The organism is Mycobacterium sp. URHB0044 (assembly GCF_000620625.1).
Taxonomy (GTDB): Bacteria; Actinomycetota; Actinomycetes; order Mycobacteriales; family Mycobacteriaceae; genus Mycobacterium.
This window is the reverse complement of record NZ_JIAW01000013.1, coordinates 165,338-180,402: the sequence shown is the minus strand read 5'-3', so window position 1 is coordinate 180,402 and position 15,065 is coordinate 165,338. Positions and strand designations below refer to the sequence as shown.

18 protein-coding genes are annotated in these 15,065 nt (G+C 68.4%); 4 read left to right on the top strand and 14 right to left on the bottom strand.

Annotated features, from left to right (window positions below; genetic code table 11):
• Positions 1 to 27 precede the first annotated feature (27 nt).
• On the top strand, positions 28 to 417 hold the full coding sequence (locus tag N536_RS0124685) for a VOC family protein (protein ID WP_029116066.1): 390 nt from the start codon (positions 28 to 30) through the stop codon (positions 415 to 417).
• Here N536_RS0124685 and N536_RS0124680 read toward each other — a convergent pair.
• Both N536_RS0124680 and N536_RS0124675 read right to left on the bottom strand, forming a co-directional pair.
• Positions 389 to 1,048 (bottom strand): maleylpyruvate isomerase family mycothiol-dependent enzyme, encoded by a 660-nt coding sequence (locus N536_RS0124680; protein ID WP_029116065.1) that lies wholly within the window; start codon positions 1,046 to 1,048, stop codon positions 389 to 391. The genes N536_RS0124685 and N536_RS0124680 overlap by 29 nt on opposite strands.
• Positions 1,035 to 1,949, bottom strand: coding sequence for an alpha/beta hydrolase (locus tag N536_RS0124675; RefSeq protein ID WP_051574751.1), 915 nt, complete (start codon positions 1,947 to 1,949; stop codon positions 1,035 to 1,037). The genes N536_RS0124680 and N536_RS0124675 overlap by 14 nt, the downstream gene beginning before the upstream one ends.
• A gap of 96 nt (positions 1,950 to 2,045) precedes the next feature.
• On the opposite strand from N536_RS0124675, the gene N536_RS0124670 reads away from it, so the two are divergent.
• Positions 2,046 to 2,678: a TetR/AcrR family transcriptional regulator C-terminal domain-containing protein gene (locus N536_RS0124670; protein WP_029116063.1), complete on the top strand. Its 633-nt coding sequence runs from the start codon at positions 2,046 to 2,048 to the stop codon at positions 2,676 to 2,678.
• On the opposite strand, the gene N536_RS0124665 is transcribed toward N536_RS0124670, so the two are convergent.
• The 5 genes from N536_RS0124665 to N536_RS0124645 form a co-directional block, all read right to left on the bottom strand.
• Positions 2,679 to 3,254: a carboxymuconolactone decarboxylase family protein gene (locus N536_RS0124665; RefSeq protein ID WP_029116062.1), complete on the bottom strand. Its 576-nt coding sequence runs from the start codon at positions 3,252 to 3,254 to the stop codon at positions 2,679 to 2,681.
• Positions 3,251 to 3,565, bottom strand: coding sequence for a hypothetical protein (locus N536_RS0124660; protein WP_029116061.1), 315 nt, complete (start codon positions 3,563 to 3,565; stop codon positions 3,251 to 3,253). The genes N536_RS0124665 and N536_RS0124660 overlap by 4 nt, the downstream gene beginning before the upstream one ends.
• An 18-nt stretch (positions 3,566 to 3,583) precedes the next feature.
• On the bottom strand, positions 3,584 to 4,789 hold the full coding sequence (locus N536_RS0124655) for an RNA polymerase sigma factor (RefSeq protein WP_029116060.1): 1,206 nt from the start codon (positions 4,787 to 4,789) through the stop codon (positions 3,584 to 3,586).
• 6 nt (positions 4,790 to 4,795) lie between these two features.
• Positions 4,796 to 5,137 carry a YciI family protein gene (locus N536_RS0124650; RefSeq protein WP_029116059.1) on the bottom strand — a complete coding sequence of 114 codons (342 nt, stop codon included), beginning with the start codon at positions 5,135 to 5,137 and terminating at the stop codon, positions 4,796 to 4,798.
• Between the two features lie 93 nt (positions 5,138 to 5,230).
• Positions 5,231 to 5,701 (bottom strand): RrF2 family transcriptional regulator, encoded by a 471-nt coding sequence (locus N536_RS0124645; protein ID WP_029116058.1) that lies wholly within the window; start codon positions 5,699 to 5,701, stop codon positions 5,231 to 5,233.
• Positions 5,702 to 5,798: 97 nt separating this feature from the next.
• Between N536_RS0124645 and N536_RS0124640 the strand changes: the two genes are divergently transcribed.
• Positions 5,799 to 6,626: a nitrilase-related carbon-nitrogen hydrolase gene (locus N536_RS0124640; protein WP_029116057.1), complete on the top strand. Its 828-nt coding sequence runs from the start codon at positions 5,799 to 5,801 to the stop codon at positions 6,624 to 6,626.
• Here N536_RS0124640 and N536_RS0124635 read toward each other — a convergent pair.
• Positions 6,615 to 7,268 (bottom strand): pyridoxamine 5'-phosphate oxidase family protein, encoded by a 654-nt coding sequence (locus N536_RS0124635; protein WP_029116056.1) that lies wholly within the window; start codon positions 7,266 to 7,268, stop codon positions 6,615 to 6,617. The genes N536_RS0124640 and N536_RS0124635 overlap by 12 nt on opposite strands.
• 10 nt (positions 7,269 to 7,278) lie before the next feature.
• Positions 7,279 to 7,875, bottom strand: a complete 597-nt coding sequence (locus tag N536_RS0124630; RefSeq protein WP_029116055.1) for an isochorismatase family protein — start codon at positions 7,873 to 7,875, stop codon at positions 7,279 to 7,281.
• Between the two features lie 124 nt (positions 7,876 to 7,999).
• On the opposite strand from N536_RS0124630, the gene N536_RS0124625 reads away from it, so the two are divergent.
• On the top strand, positions 8,000 to 8,962 hold the full coding sequence (locus N536_RS0124625; protein WP_029116054.1) for a GlxA family transcriptional regulator: 963 nt from the start codon (positions 8,000 to 8,002) through the stop codon (positions 8,960 to 8,962).
• Between the two features lie 17 nt (positions 8,963 to 8,979).
• Here N536_RS0124625 and N536_RS0124620 read toward each other — a convergent pair whose 3' ends face one another.
• From N536_RS0124620 to N536_RS0124600, 5 genes are all read right to left on the bottom strand, one after another.
• Entirely contained in the window at positions 8,980 to 9,741 is a 762-nt protein-coding gene (locus N536_RS0124620) for a 3'(2'),5'-bisphosphate nucleotidase CysQ (RefSeq protein WP_029116053.1), read from the bottom strand.
• Positions 9,738 to 11,588 carry a sulfate adenylyltransferase subunit CysN gene (cysN, locus tag N536_RS0124615; protein WP_029116052.1) on the bottom strand — a complete coding sequence of 617 codons (1,851 nt, stop codon included), beginning with the start codon at positions 11,586 to 11,588 and terminating at the stop codon, positions 9,738 to 9,740. Before cysN ends, N536_RS0124620 begins: the two co-directional genes overlap by 4 nt.
• Positions 11,588 to 12,517: a sulfate adenylyltransferase subunit CysD gene (gene cysD, locus N536_RS0124610; RefSeq protein WP_029116051.1), complete on the bottom strand. Its 930-nt coding sequence runs from the start codon at positions 12,515 to 12,517 to the stop codon at positions 11,588 to 11,590. The genes cysN and cysD overlap by 1 nt, the downstream gene beginning before the upstream one ends.
• 89 nt (positions 12,518 to 12,606) lie before the next feature.
• Positions 12,607 to 14,013 (bottom strand): MFS transporter, encoded by a 1,407-nt coding sequence (locus tag N536_RS0124605; protein ID WP_231514620.1) that lies wholly within the window; start codon positions 14,011 to 14,013, stop codon positions 12,607 to 12,609.
• Positions 14,014 to 14,027: 14 nt separating this feature from the next.
• Positions 14,028 to 15,065: a phosphotransferase family protein gene (locus N536_RS0124600; RefSeq protein WP_369798466.1), complete on the bottom strand. Its 1,038-nt coding sequence runs from the start codon at positions 15,063 to 15,065 to the stop codon at positions 14,028 to 14,030.

Below are 15,065 nucleotides of genomic sequence, written 5' to 3'. Positions count from 1 at the left end.
GCGCCGAAAGTGGTTCACTGGATGGACATGGCAATCACCTTCAACCACACCATCGTGGCCGCCAAGAACCGCCGGGAGTCGGCGGACTACTTCACCGAACTGTTCGGGCTTCCGCCCGCCGCGGAGTTCGGCCCCTTCCTGGCGGTGACCCTCAATCACGGCGTCAGCCTCGACTTCGCCAACGCCCGCGACGACCAGGACATCCATCCGCAGCACTACGCGTTCCTCGTGTCCGAGGAAGAGTTCGACGCGATCTACGGCCGCATTCGCGAACGCGGACAGCAGCATTGGGCCGATCCGCAGGGCCAACATCCCGGCGAGATCAATCACCACGACGGCGGTCGGGGCGTCTACTTCCAGGATCCGAGTGGTCACTACCTGGAGATCATCACGCGACCGTACGGCTCTGGCGGCTGAACACCCGCGACGACAGCACGCTCACGCCGTCGCCGTTCAGCCGAGGCAGCGCCCTGGGCCGGTCGCCCAGCACGGACACCAGATCGGCGGCCCGACCCGTCACGACCGGTCCGTCGTCACCGTGCGCCCAGTCGGCATCGACGGCTGCCAAGCGGATTCGTCGGCCGTTGAAGTACGCGGGAACGAACGGATTCGGCAGCGCCACTTGGGTATTGAGCACACACACCAGCACGTCCGCGGGTATCGTCGGCTCGCGGTCGAGAGCCAGGACGATGTCGAGTTCGTGGGTGACGTGATCGCCGAGCAGGAGGTTCTTCGGGAAGTACCTGCCCATGCCGCGCGGCCGGTCGACCAGACGCGCGAACTCGTCGAGCAGATCGGCGGGACCGCGGACCGCCGCCAAGGCGCGGGCCAGTTCGGTGTTCGCGCGGTCGAATGAACCACGCTGCCTGGCCATCTCGACGGCCACCGTCGCAAGCCGGGTCCGGTAACCGATGACGAGGTGGGCCAGCACCTCGTGGTTGGACCATTCCTCGCACAGGCTGGGCGCGGCCCAGTCCTGCGGGGTCAACGTCGATGCGACCGAGAGGAACCGAAGGTCGTTGGAGCGCAACACCTCACCCGCGGACATCGAGATGCTCCACGAGGAACGCCGTCTGATCGGCGAGCACCCGGCTCACCAGCGGCGGGTGGTAGACGGCGAAGTGGTCCGACTCGTAGTGGCGGGCCACACCGTTCGGCGCCCGTCGCGCCACCAGCGCGGCGTAGCGCGGATTCATCAGGTTCTCCCGATCGGACACGCAGACCAGCAGGGGCGCAGCGACCCGGCGGGCCTGCCGCAGCGCCGACGTAGCCACCATGGCCACCGCATCGGCCGCGGCGATCCGGTTGTCGAACCGGCCGCCCGAGGGCACCGTCGAATTCCACCCCTCCTCCGCGCCCGGCGCAGTCACCATCGCGAGGCTTCCCGGCGGGCCCACGATCGGCACGTAGCGGCGGCCGCGGCGCGTCACGGCGCGCCCGACGTCCTCGACGATGGCGGGAGTCAGCCGCAACGGCCCCGAAATGCCCAGGCTGCGCGCCGCGCCCGGGCCGTGCACGATCGGACACTGGATCACGGCCGCAGCGAGGTCGAGTCGATCGGCGGCCACGCGGACCACGTTCATCCCGCCCAGGCTGGTCCCCCACAGGCCGAGCCGCGCCGCGTCGACGTCGGGCCGCGCCGCCAGATACGACAGCGCCGCGTGCACGTCGGCCCGCTGCTTTCGCATCGAGATGCGTTGGCGCGGTTGGCCGTCTGAGGCCCCGGTATGGCGGTAGTCGAAGGCCAGCACCGCGATGCCTGCGGCGGCGAAGTGCTGTTCGTATTGCGCCAGCATCATGTCGTGCGTGGCACCCAGCCCGTGCACAAGCACCATTGCGGGATGGGGTGCTGTCCTTGCCGGCAGCGTCAGCCACGCCGCGCACCGCGTCCCGTCGGAACGGAAGTCGATGCGTTCGGTGGGGATCGCCTTCGTGTCGCCCTGGGCCATGGGCCGCTCCTTCATAAGTACGGTGTACGTGTTGCTAGAGTGCATCAAGTACGTCGTACGTGTCAAGGAGCAATGCGCGAAGGGAGCCACGTGATGGTGCGGGCGCGTTTCACCAGAGACGAAATCGCTTCGGCGGCACTGGGAATCGTCGACGAATCAGGTCTCAGCGCGCTCAGCATGCGTACGTTGGCCACCGCGCTCGGCACCGGGCCGATGACCGTGTACAACTACGTCGCGGACAAGGAGGGGTTGGAGGAGCTCGTCGTCGCCGCCGTGGTCGCCGACGTCCCCATTCCGGCACCGACTGACGATTGGCGCCACGACGTCCACGCGATCGCGACGGCAATGTGGCGCGGTGTGCGAGCCCACCCGGCCGCCATTCCGCTGGTGCTGACGCGGCGGATGGCGTCGGCGACGGGGTTCGCGATCGCCGACGGGCTAGTGGGCGCCCTCGGGCGGGCCGGGCTGACCGACCGGGACCGGCTCTACGCCTTCCATGCGGTGCTGGGCTTCGTCACGGGCGCGGCTCAGGCGGAACTGGCCGGTCCGCTGGCGCGCGGCCGGTCGGCCGACGCGAAGGAGGCCGCAGCACGCATCGGTGCGGTAGCGGGGCAACAGTTTCCGCACATCGAGGCGCTGTCGAAGGTCGCGATGCGGACGTCGGTCGAGGACGACTTCGACGGCGGCCTGCGCATGCTGCTCGACGGCATCGCCCTGCGCAGCAGCTAGTCAGCGGTAGCCACGCTTCAACAGGTACCGGGCACCGGAGTTCATGGCCTCGGGAGTCGCGAGGTCGAAGTCGAACGCATCGGCCAGCCGGTCAGTGATGTTGAAGGCGAGGCACACGGCCAGGGCGTCCCGAATCTGCTCGGGGGTAACACCTTCGGCGAGAAGGGCCCGCATGTCGTCCGGATCGACGCGATGCTCGCGCGTGAGTTTGCCAAGCATGCGAAGCGTCGCCCGCACGGGCTCGTCGATGGGCGCCGTCTCCAGATCAGCCAGCGTGGCAACCACTTTGGCCTGGTCGTCGTACCACAGGCCCGCGGTCGCCGAATGCGCGGCGACGCAGAATCGCGTCTCGTTGACCTTCGAGACGAACGCCGCCATCAGCTCGCGGTCACCGACCGACCAGGCCGACGGTCCGCGCATCGCCTCGTGGGTGAGATCGCCGGCGCCGTAGAACTCCGGGCGGTACATCGCCAGCTTGACGGCGTCGACCACCGGCTGGCGTGAAACCAACCGGATCAGCACGAAAATCGCCTTCTTGGACAGCCGGTGGCCGCGCTCCAGGATGGTGAGCCTCATCGCTTTCCCTCCTGCGTTGCGCTGGCCAGCGCTGCCAACGCGTTCTCGTACTGCCGGCTCGCCTGTCCGACTGCGGCGCACACCATGATTTCGAAGATCTGATCCTCGGTCAGGCCCGTCGCCCGGACGGCGGCGACGTCGTCGTCGGTCACCCGGTTGGCGTGACGGGCGACCTTGTCGATCAGCGTTCGCACCGGTTCGTCGAGGCCAACGTCGTCGAAGGCGGCCCGGCGCAACGAAGTTGGCGCCGTCGCGTTGCCGTCACGGACGCGAGCGATGAGCGCGCGGTGCAGCTGGGTGATGTCGGACATGGCGGTCGGAGTCTCCTCTCAGGTTGGGATCGAGGTCCACGCGATGCGCTGCTCGAGCACGGCTTGTTCGGCGGGGTTTGCGGTCAGGTCGAGTGCGCGACGGTCGGCGGCGCGGGCCTGGTCCGGGTGGCCGAGTTCGCGCAGGAGGTCGGCGCGAGTGGCGTGGTAGAGGTGATAGCGGTCCAACGCGTCGGCGAGGTCGTCGAGTTCGGACATCGCCGCCTGCGGCCCCGCCGTGTAGCGCAATGCGATGGCCCGGTGCAGTCGGGTGACGGGGGACGGCGCGAGGTGCAGCAGCATGTCGTAGAGCAGCACGATCTGCTCCCAGTCGGTCTCCTGCCAACATCGGGCCTCGGCGTGACAGGCCACGATCGCCGCTTGCAGCTGATACGGGCCGGGCCGCTGCTGTTTCGCGGCGCGGGCCAGCAGCTGACCCGCATCCGCGATGGCTTGCCGGTCCCAGGAGGATCGATCCTGATGTTCCAGCAGCACCAGGTGTCCGTCGGCATCGAAGCGGGCGGCGGCGCGGGCGCGGTGCAATCGGATCAAGGAGAGCAGGCCCGCCACCTCCGGCTCGCTCGGCATCAGCTCGTGCAACAGCGCCGCCAGCCACTCGGCGTCATCGACGAGATCGTGCGCATGTGTCCGCTCGGCAGTGGACAGATAACCCTCGTTCAACAGCAGGTAGATCACGGCGAGGACCTCGGTCAGCCGGGCGCCGAGCTCGTCGTCGGCCGGGATGCGGTACGGAATTCCTGCGTCGGTGATCTTCCGCTTGGCGCGGGTGATTCGCCGTGCCATCGTCGTCTCGGGCACCAGGAACGCCCGAGCGATCTGTGCCGTGGTCAGGCCACACACGACCCGCAGGGTCAGTGCGATCTGCGCCTCCCGCGGGAGTGCGGGGTGGCAACACGTGAAGATCAGCCGCAGCCGATCGTCGGGCTCGGCCTGGACGGGCCACTGCAGCTGCGCCAGTTTGGTGCGGTAATTGTCTTCGCGCCGTAGGGCATCCAGGCCGCGGCGCCGGGCCACCGTGAACAACCACGCATCGGGGCGCTGCGGGATTCCCTCCACCGGCCAGTGTCGCAGCGCTGCCAGGACGGCGTCCTGAACGAGATCCTCCGCCGTGGCGAAGTCGCCCGTCAGATGCATCAGCGACGCCGCGAGCCCGCCCGCGTGTTCTCGTACCACGCGGGACAACTCGGCATGCGACGCGTCAGCCATGTGGGCTCATGCCTGCAGCGGGCGGATCTCGACGACCGGGCACGCCGGCCACGTCTTGACCATTTGCAACGCCTCGTCCAGATCGGCGACCTCGATCTCGGCGTATCCGCTCACGACCTCTTTGCCCTCGACGAACGGCCCGTCGATGATGACGGGTTCGCCGCGGTCGAGCCGCACGGTCGTCGCCGTCTCCGGCGATTGGAGCTTGCTTCCACCGCGCAGCTTGTCGGCGTGGGTGGCGAACCATTCGTTGACGCGGTCGTACGCCCGTTCTCGCTCGGCGTCGCTCAAGGCCTCGAGATCGCGCGCGAATTGCTCGGTCTCGACGAACAACAGCACATACTTCACTGCCCGTGCCTCCTCCTCGTTCGGGACGTATTTCGTTCCTACTAGAAAGACGATCGGCGGCAGGCGCATTACGACACTGGCGTGCAAACACGGTCAACCGTGCCCGCGGCGCTCCTCCTGCGCGAGGTAGTCACCGGCGAGTCGGCTGACGTGATCGGGCAACGCGCCGTTCGCGACGTCGGCCACCGTGGTCTCTTCGAGCACCGATCGCATGCTGGCGCGCAGTGCCCGCCACACGTCGGTCAGCGCCGCCGTGGGCCCGGAGTACGGCAGGTCGCCGAGCGCGATGTCGCGGACGCTGGCCAGTGGACCGTCGATGCAGCGCATCACGTCGGCGATGCTGACCTCGGCGGCGGGCTTGGCGAGCGCGTAGCCGCCGTCACGGCCGCGGTGGCTGCGCACCAGCCGGTCGGTGCGCAGGTCGGACAGGATGTCGACGAGGAATTGAGGCGGAATGCCCTGCGCCTTGGCCAGGTCGTCGGTCTTGACCAGGACACCGTCATCGACGGTGGCCAGTTGGACCATGGCACGGATGGCGTACTCCGCCTTCGCCGACATCCGCATATCGCGCATTGTGCCACCGACGTTGCTGCGAACTCCGCAAGCCGGATTGAATTCCCGAGTCGCTGCGCTCCTGCCCTCCGTCGACGACGATCAAGGGATGACCACGCGCGTCGCCTGCTGCCAGATCCCGCTGAGAATCGGCGACCTCACCGGAAACCGGACCACCGCCAGGGACGCCATCGAGGCGGCCGCCGCCGACGGGGCGCAGATCGTCGTGCTGCCCGAACTGGCGTCGTCGGGGTACATGTTCGCCGACCGCGCCGAGCTCGCCTCGCTCGCCGAGCCCCGCGACGGGCCAACGATCACGGAATGGGCAAATCTCGCCTCGGCGTTCGGTGTGACGATCGTGGCCGGGTTTCCCGAGGACGCGGGCGACAAGATCTACAACGCCGCCGCGGTCGTCGACCCGACCGGACTGCGTGGCGTCTACCGCAAGGCGCATCTGTGGGATTCCGAGAACACGGTGTTCGACCGCGCCGACGACATGCCGCTGCTGGTGGACACCGAGCACGGCCGCATCGGCGTGATGGTCTGCTACGACGTCGAATTCCCCGAGTGGGTGCGCGTCGCGGCGCTGGCGGGCGCGGATCTGCTGTGCGCCCCGGTCAACTGGCCGCTGCTACCGCGCCCGGAGGGCGAGCGGCCGACCGAGATGGTCCGCGTGCTGGCCGGGGCCGGCATGAACCGGTTGCCGATCGCGGTGTGTGACCGTGCCGGCGTCGAGCGCGGCCAGGACTGGATCGGCGGCAGCATCATCACCGACGCCGACGGCTATCCCGCGGCGATCGGCCAGTTCGGCATGCCGTGCACCGTCACTGCCGACGTCGACTTCGCGCTGTCGCGGATCAAGAAGTTCAACGAGCACAACGACGTTCACGGCGACCGGCGTATCGACCTGTACCGTCGGGCCGGACTATTCGACTGACGGCTCGGTCATGGCCAGAACGGATCCGGGCACCGCGATCCCCGGCCTGAGGTCGGGAGCGGGTTGCGGCGCACCGTAGCTGACCGTCATCGGCACCACGCCCGCCCACGCGTCGGCGGCGACGTCCTCGTCGGGATCATCCGGCCAGCCCGCGCTGACCTTGAGCGACCAGTTGTCCTCGCCGATGGGCAGGCGCAAGGCCATCGTGGCGGCCAACTCCCTGCGGCTGCTGGCCCGCAGTTCGGCGACGCGACCGGGAATGAAGGCGTCGGTCAGCGCATTCAGATACGCGATCTTCTCGTCTTCGGGAATCGGCTCGAAGACACCGAACAGCGCGGCGCTGCGGTAGCGGAACGACGACTCGAATGCGCTGCGCGCCACGACGACGCCATCGAGCGTCGTCACTGACACCGCCGCCGCCGCGCCCGCCGCCAGCGCGCGCATCCATGGCGCGCCCGTGGATCCGTGAATGACGAAGTCGTCGCCGATCCTGGCGAAGCCGGTCGGGAAGATCACCGGATGGTCGTCGCGGACCAACGCGACCGTGGCCAGCGGTGTGCTGTCCAGCAGCTCGTCGAGCGAGCTGCGGGAGGTGTCCTGCTTCTCGTTGAGCCGGGTGACTCGGGTGGAGGGCGTCGTCATCCGACCATTCTCAGTCCGGGATGCCCGACGTGCCGGGTACGACGACGGCGAACAGGTCGGCCATGCCCGCCAGGCTCGCCGACTGGATCGCCGCGGCAGGCACCGTCTCCCCCGTGACGCCCGGCAGCGCGCGCGTAGCGGTCGCGGCCGCCACCACGGTGGGCGCGTAGCCGAGGTTGAACGCGCCACGTGCGGTGGAGTTGACGCACATGTGCGTCATGAACCCGGCGAGCACGAGATTCGATGCGCCAACCGTCTTCAGGCATGAGTCGAGATCCGTCTGCACGAACGAGTTCGGGTACTGCTTGATCACCACGGTTTCACCGTCGCGCGGCGCCACCTGCTCGACGATGGCACCGCTCTCACCGTCGATGTCATACAGCGAACCGGGGCCGTCGGAGTGCTGGATGTGGATCACCGGGATACCTGCCGACCTGGCGCGGTCCAGCAGCGCGGCCGCCTCGTCGAGGGCGGCCTGTACGCCGTCGAGTGCCATGACACCGGTGGTGTACGTCTTCTGGCAGTCGATCAGGATCAACGTCGACTCGGCGAGACCTGCGGGCTCGAGCGGGAGTTCGGCAAGGGCGCGCAGGGTGGGATTGGTCATGGAGTCAGGCTAGTGCGTCGACGGACGCCGACGACGAGCCGCATCACCACCGCCAATCGCGGCTTCGGTGGCAATATCCCGGAGCATGTGGAGATCTAGCCATCGCCGCTGGTACGGTTCGGCCATGCACACCGTGGCCGTCCTGGCGCTGCCCGACGTCATCGCCTTCGACCTCACCACCGCCGTCGCGGTGTTCGGACGCGTCCCGCTTGCCGACGGCACCAACGGATATGACGTCGTGGTGTGCGGCAGCGAGCCGATCGTCACGGCGGGTCCGCTGCGCATCGGCACCGACCACGGACTGGAGGCGCTGGCCGAGGCGGACACGATCATCGTTCCCGGCTGCAACGACGTCACCGTCGACGTCCCGGAGCGGGTCATCCACGCCCTGCGGTCGGCATTCGCGGCAGGCACCCGCATCGCATCGATCTGCTCGGGCGCGTTCACCCTCGCCGCCGCCGGACTGCTCGACGGCAGGCGCGCCACCACGCACTGGATCGCCGCGGACCTGTTCCGCGCGACGTATCCCGCCGTCAACCTTCATCCCGATGTGCTCTACGTCGACGAGGGGCAGATCTTGACGTCCGCGGGCGCCTCGGCCGGGCTGGATCTGTGCCTGCACATGGTGCAACGCGACCACGGCGCCGCAGCGGCAGCCGCGGCGGCCCGGCTCGCCGTCGCTCCCCTGCACCGCAGCGGCGGTCAGGCACAGTTCATCGTGCGAAACCAGTTGCCCGCCAAGCACCTCGGGGAAAGAACCGAGCTGGACGACCTGCTCGCATGGATCGAGCTGAATGCGCACCGCGAGTTGACGCTGACCGACATCGCCCAGCGTGCCGCGATGAGCATCCGCACGATCAATCGCCGGTTTCAGGCCGAAACCGGGCAGACTCCGATGCAGTGGGTCGCCGGCGTGCGGATCCGCCACGCGCAGGAACTGCTCGAAGGCACCTCATACGGGGTGGAGCGAATCGGCAGGGAGGTCGGGTTCACGTCGTCGGCGAACTTCCGCGAACAGTTCCGCCGACTCACCGGGGTGGCGCCGCAGAGCTACCGCAACACATTTCGTGAACGCCTCGCCGGCTAGCCGAGCGTTCCAGGCCGTCAGTGCGCCGTGGTGACGGCCAACACCGCGTCGGCCAGTTCGGGCCGGCACACGACGAGGTCCGGCAGCAGCGGGTCGGCCCGGTTGTAGACCAGCGGCGAGCCGTCGATGCGCGACGTGTGCAGGCCAGCAGCACGGGCCACCGCGACCGGCGCCGCGGAGTCCCATTCGTACTGTCCGCCCGCATGCACGTACACGTCGGCCAACCCTTGCACGACGGAGGCGACTTTGGCTCCCGCCGAACCCATTTCGACCAGCACGCCGTCAAGGGCGTCGCGCACCGCGAGCGCCACGGCGGGCGGCCGGGTCCGCGAGACCACGATGCGCGGCTTGGCCGGCGCAGCGGCCGGGGCGGCGACGTCCGGGGTGGCCAGCGTGACGCCCTGCGCGGGCAGCGCGACGGCCCCGGCGATCAGCTCGCCCGACTGCCACAACCCCACGTGCACCGCCCAGTCCTCGCGGCCGAGCTCGGAGAATTCCCGGGTGCCGTCAAGCGGGTCGACGATCCACACCCGCTCGGCGCTCAGTCGCGTGGAGTTGGCCTTGTCCTCCGCCGACGCCTCCTCGGACAGCACCGCGTCATCGGGGCGGTGCTCGGCCAGCGCATCCATCAGGTACTCATGAGAACGCTTGTCCCCGGCGGCCTTCCGCTCGGCACCGGTAGCGTCGGCGAGCTCCGCACGGACCGCGAGCAGCAGTGCACCGGCCTCGGTGGCCAGCTGGGCGGCGAGCTGATGATCGGTGCTCTCCTGCCCGGTCACCGCGGCGCACTGATCATGTCGATGACCTGCTGGGCTAGATCCTCCACCGATTGATCCGGGGTGAGCCGCAGATCGGGGTTCTTCGGCCGCTGATACGGACTGTCGATACCGGTGAAGTGGGTGATCTCGCCCGCCCTCGCCTTGGCGTAGAGCCCCTTGGGATCTCGACGCTCGCAATCCTCCAGCGGCGTATCGCAGAACACCTCGAAGAAGTCGTAACCCTGATCGGCGTGCACCCGCCGGGCCAGCTCCCGATGCTCCTCGAGCGGGCTGATCGCCGGGACGAGCACGATCTGACCGGAATCGGCGAGCAGGGTCGCGACGTGGGCCAGCCGGCGCAGGTTCTCGGCGCGGTCGGCCATCGAAAAGCCCAGGTCGGCGTTCAGCCCGTGCCGCAGGTTGTCACCGTCGAGAACGTATGCCGGACGCCCACTTTCGAGCAGCTTCTGCTCGACGAGCATCGCCACCGACGACTTGCCCGAGCCGGACAGCCCGGTGAACCACACCGTGCTTCCCCGTGACAGCCGGTCCTCGGCCGTGACGAGATTCTTGTGCCGCACGGCGTTCGGGGTGGCGGCCCGGGTCGCGGCGGGTGACGTGTCGCGGACCATGCCCGCGGCGACGGTGCCGTTGGTGTCGGGGTCGATCAGGATGAACGAGCCCGTTGCCGAATTGCGGGAGTACTCGTCGAGCAACAGCGGCACCTGCGAGCGCAGGGTCACGCGACCGAGTTCGTTGAGCTTCAACGCCGTAGCGCCCTTGTCGCGGTGCAGCGTGTTGACGTCGAGCCGGTAGTCAAGCCCGGTCACCTTGACGCGGGTGGTCCTGGTGGTCTGCTTGATGACGTAGTCGCGGCCGGGCTCCAGCGCCGCGTCGTCGGCCATCCAGCACACCATCGCGTCGAACTCCTGCGTGGCGTGCGGCTGATTGTTGACCCGCGTGATCATGTCGCCGCGCGAGATGTCGATGTCGTCGGCCAGGCTGATCGACACCGCCATCGGCGGAAAGGCCTCGGCGACGGGCCCATTCGGGCCTTCGATCGTGGTGATGCGACTGGTCTTGCCCGCCGGCAGGATCGCGACCTCGTCACCGGGACGCATGACGCCGCTGGCCACCGTGCCGGCGTAACTGCGGTGGTCGGCGTGCTCGCGGGTCTGCGGCCGGATGACGTACTGCACGGGGAACCGCACGTCGACAAGGTTGCGGTCGCCGGCGATGTAGACCTCTTCGAGGTGACTCAGCAAGGCCGGGCCCTCGTACCACGGGGTGCGCTCCGACTTGGTCACCACGTTGTCGCCGTTGAGCGCCGACAGCGGGATGGACGTCACGTCGTGCACGTCCAGGCGCGCGGCGAACTCGTGGAAGTCGTCGCGGATCTTCTCGAACCGCTCCTGATCCCAGTCGACGAGGTCCATCTTGTTGACGGCCAACACGATGTGCCGGATGCCGAGCAGCGACGCCAGGAAGGCATGCCGCCGGGACTGTTCGAGCAGTCCGTGCCTGGCGTCGACGAGGACGATCGCCAGCTGCGCCGTCGACGTTCCCGTCACCATGTTCCGGGTGTACTGCGTGTGCCCCGGAGTGTCGGCGATGATGAACTTCCGCTTGGGCGTTGCGAAGTAGCGGTAGGCGACGTCGATCGTGATGCCCTGTTCCCGCTCGGCGCGCAGGCCGTCGGTCACCAGAGCCAGGTCGGTGTAGTCGTTTCCGCGTTCCTTCGAGGTGCGCTCCACAGAGGCCAGCTGGTCCTCCATGACCGCCTTGGAGTCGAACAGCAGCCGACCGATCAGCGTTGACTTGCCGTCGTCGACGGAGCCGGCAGTCGCCAGTCGTAGCAACGTAGCCATCAGAAGTAGCCCTCTCGCTTGCGGTCTTCCATGCCGGCCTCGGAGATCCGGTCATCGGCACGGGTCGCCCCGCGCTCGGTCAGGCGGGACACGGCGGTCTCGGCGATCACCTCGGACACCGTGGCGGCGTTCGACTCCACACATCCCGTGCAGGTGACGTCGCCGACGGTGCGGAAGCGCACGACCTTCTCGATCACCTTCTCGTCCTTGCGCGGCTGCAGGTACTTATGCACGGCCAGCAGCATGCCGTCGCGCTCGAAGACTTGGCGCGGGTGCGCGTAGTAGATCGACGGCAGCTTGATCTTCTCGGCACCGATGTAGGACCAGATGTCGAATTCGGTCCAGTTGGAAATCGGGAACGCGCGGATGTGCTCACCCTTGTGATGCCGCCCGTTGTAGAGGTTCCACAGTTCGGGCCGCTGCGCCTTGGGATCCCACTGGCCGAACTCGTCGCGGAAGCTGAACACGCGCTCCTTGGCGCGGGCCTTCTCCTCGTCGCGGCGGGCACCACCGAAGGCAGCGTCGAACTTGTTCTCGCGGATGGCCCGCAACAGCGTGAAGGTCTGCATGGGGTTGCGCGACGGGATGGTCTCGACGACCCGGCCCGCGTCGATGTCGTCCTGCACCTTGGCGACGACGAGGCGCACCCCGGACTCGGCGACGAGCTCGTCGCGGACCTGCAGCACCTCGTCGAAATTGTGCCCGGTGTCCACGTGCATCACCGGGAACGGCAACCGGCCGGGCCGAAATGCCTTGAGCGCCAGGTGCAACATGACGATCGAGTCCTTGCCGCCGGAGAACAGCAGCACGGGCTTCTCGAACTCCGCGGCGACCTCGCGGATGATGTGGATGGCCTCGGCCTCCAGCGCCCGCAGGTGGCTCAGCTCGTAACGCGCCGACTGCGGATCGACGTCCGCGACCGCAGTCACTGCTTCACCATTAAGTTGGTAGAGTTAACCAGAATTGCAAGCATAACCAGGAATGTAACCGGCGCGCCCGCGCCGTGTCAATGACGCAGCTAAGTACGGGCCCCGCTGACGTGCGCGCCCGCATCTCCCGGGAGCCGCAGCGATTCGATCAGCGTGACCGCCATCAGCCCACCGAGGACTAGGAACGTGGCCGGGTAGGACGTCAGCTGACTCAGCAGCAGCGCCGCCACCGCGATGCCGAGCCCGGCGGCCAGCTCCTGCACCGAGGCGTTCAGCGTGTTGGCGTGCGTGAGCTCGTCGCCGTCGACATCGGAGAACGCCAGGCTGTTGTAGGCGGTGAACCCGATCGAGCGCAGCGCGCCGCTGAGATACAGCACGGCGGCGATGACCGCGACCGGGAGCCCCGGCTTCAGTGCGGCCAGTAGTGCGAAACAACCGACGGAGGCCACGCCGTTGACCAGGAGGACGGTGCGGATGCCGAACCGTCGCATCAACGGAGTGGTCGCCGGTTTGATGGTGAGATTGCCGGCGAACAGCGCGGCCACCATCAACCCGGCTTCGAACGGCGTCCAGCCGAACTCCAGCTGGAACTGCAGCGGTAAGAGGAACGGCACCGCGGTGATCACCATCCGGTACAGCGATCCCGCCGAGACCGTGATCCGCAGCGTGCGCACCCGCAGCACCCGCAACGCCACCAGCGGGGCCCGCGAGCGCAGCAGATGCCACAGGGCGACGCTCAGCAGCACCACCGAACCCGCCGCACAGGCGGCAACGAGGGACCAGTGAGTGCCGCTGACCCTGACGTTCTCCAGCGCAAGCAGGGCCGCGGCGATACCGCCGCCCAGCAGCACCATGCCGGGCCAGTCCAGTGATCTGGTGGCCGGGGCCGGCGCACCACGAATCAGCTTGAGTGCCAACAGAAACCCAATGATGCCGAGAGGGATGTTGACCACGAAGATCCACCGCCAGCTGCCAAGGGTTGCGATCGCCCCGCCGAGCACCGGCGCGAGCACGGGTGCCGCCAACGCGGGCCACGTCAGCAGCGCGATCGCCCGGACCAGGTCCGATTTGGCGCTGTAGCGCAGCACCGCCAGCCGCCCGACGGGCACCATCATCGCCCCGCCGATGCCCTGGGCCACCCGCATCCCCACCAACATGGGCAGCGACGTGCTCAGCGCGCAGCCGACCGACGCGAGGGTGAACACCACGATGGCCGCGAGGAACACCTGGCGGATGCCGAACCGGTCGGCCATCCAGCCGCTCGCCGGGATGAGCACCGCGACGGTGACGAGGTAGGCGGAGATGGCCACGTTCACGTCGACGGCGTCGACGCCGAACGACGAGGCGATCAGGGGGATGGCCGGCGTGATGATGGTGGCGTCGAGGATCTCCATGAAGAACGCGCCTGCCACCAGCAGTGCCATCCCGCGCGGGAACCGTGCAGGGTTCTCAGGTCTGGACACCGAAGGCAATCTAGTCCAGCCAGTTCGCGCCACTGCTGTGGCTTGGGTCAGCTGCCCAGTACGAACTCGATCCGTCGCGCGCAGATGTCGGCGAGGTCGACGCCGGGGATCGCGAACATGCGGTTGAGCCGGATCAGCGCGACCGCGAGCAGCAGTGGCGCCGTGACGTCGCCGAACCCGATGTTGCCGATCGGATGGCCGACCGCGTTCTCGTACCGATCGATCGTCTCGTCGCGGCTCGGGGTGCCCGCTGCGGCTGCGTTGTCGGGCAGCGGACTACTCACCCAGTCGGTCATCAGCAGCCACGCGATGTCGGCGGCCTGATCACCGAGATAGGCGATCTCCCAATCCAACGCCGCGACCGGCGCCAGGTCCCGGCCGTACAACACGTTCGACATCCGGCTGTCGCCCCAGCACAGCCCGATCCGGTCCGGCACGTACGCGTGCCCGTCCAGCCAGTCGAGCGCGCGCAGGAACGTCGGGTGGATTGGCTTGTCGCCGTACGCCCAGCCGATGGCGTACCGCAGGAAGTCGGCCAGCGCTTGCGATCCGTTGGACGGCAGCGCGAGGAAGCCGAGCCGGTAGTCCGCCACGTCCAGCCGGTGCACGGCGGCGATCAGGTCGACGCAGCCGTTCCACAGCGTCGCCCTACCGGTGTCGTCGGTTTCGGCGAACAGCCCGGCCTGGTGGTAGGGCGGAACGTCGCTGACTCCGACGACGTCGTCGATGCGGTCCATCACCAGGTACGGGGTGCCCAGCGCATCGGCCGACGCGTCGATCCACCGCACCGTCGGCACCGGGATCGGTGACGACGCGAGCCGTTGCATGACGAGGTACTGCCTGCGCAGGTCGTAGTCCGGCAGGATCTGGTACTCCGGCGGTCTGCGGAACACCAGGCCCGCCGACCCGCCGCCGTCGAGACCGACGACGTCGAACAGGAACGTCTCCGTCGAGAACCCACCCGGGGACGGCGTCCAGTTGGCGATTTCCGCCCTGGAGGCATCCGGAAGACGGTCGCGGACCATGGTTTCGAGCGCGGCGGGCAGCTGGTCGGCGGCCAGGCGGGCCGGTGTCAAACCCGTCAC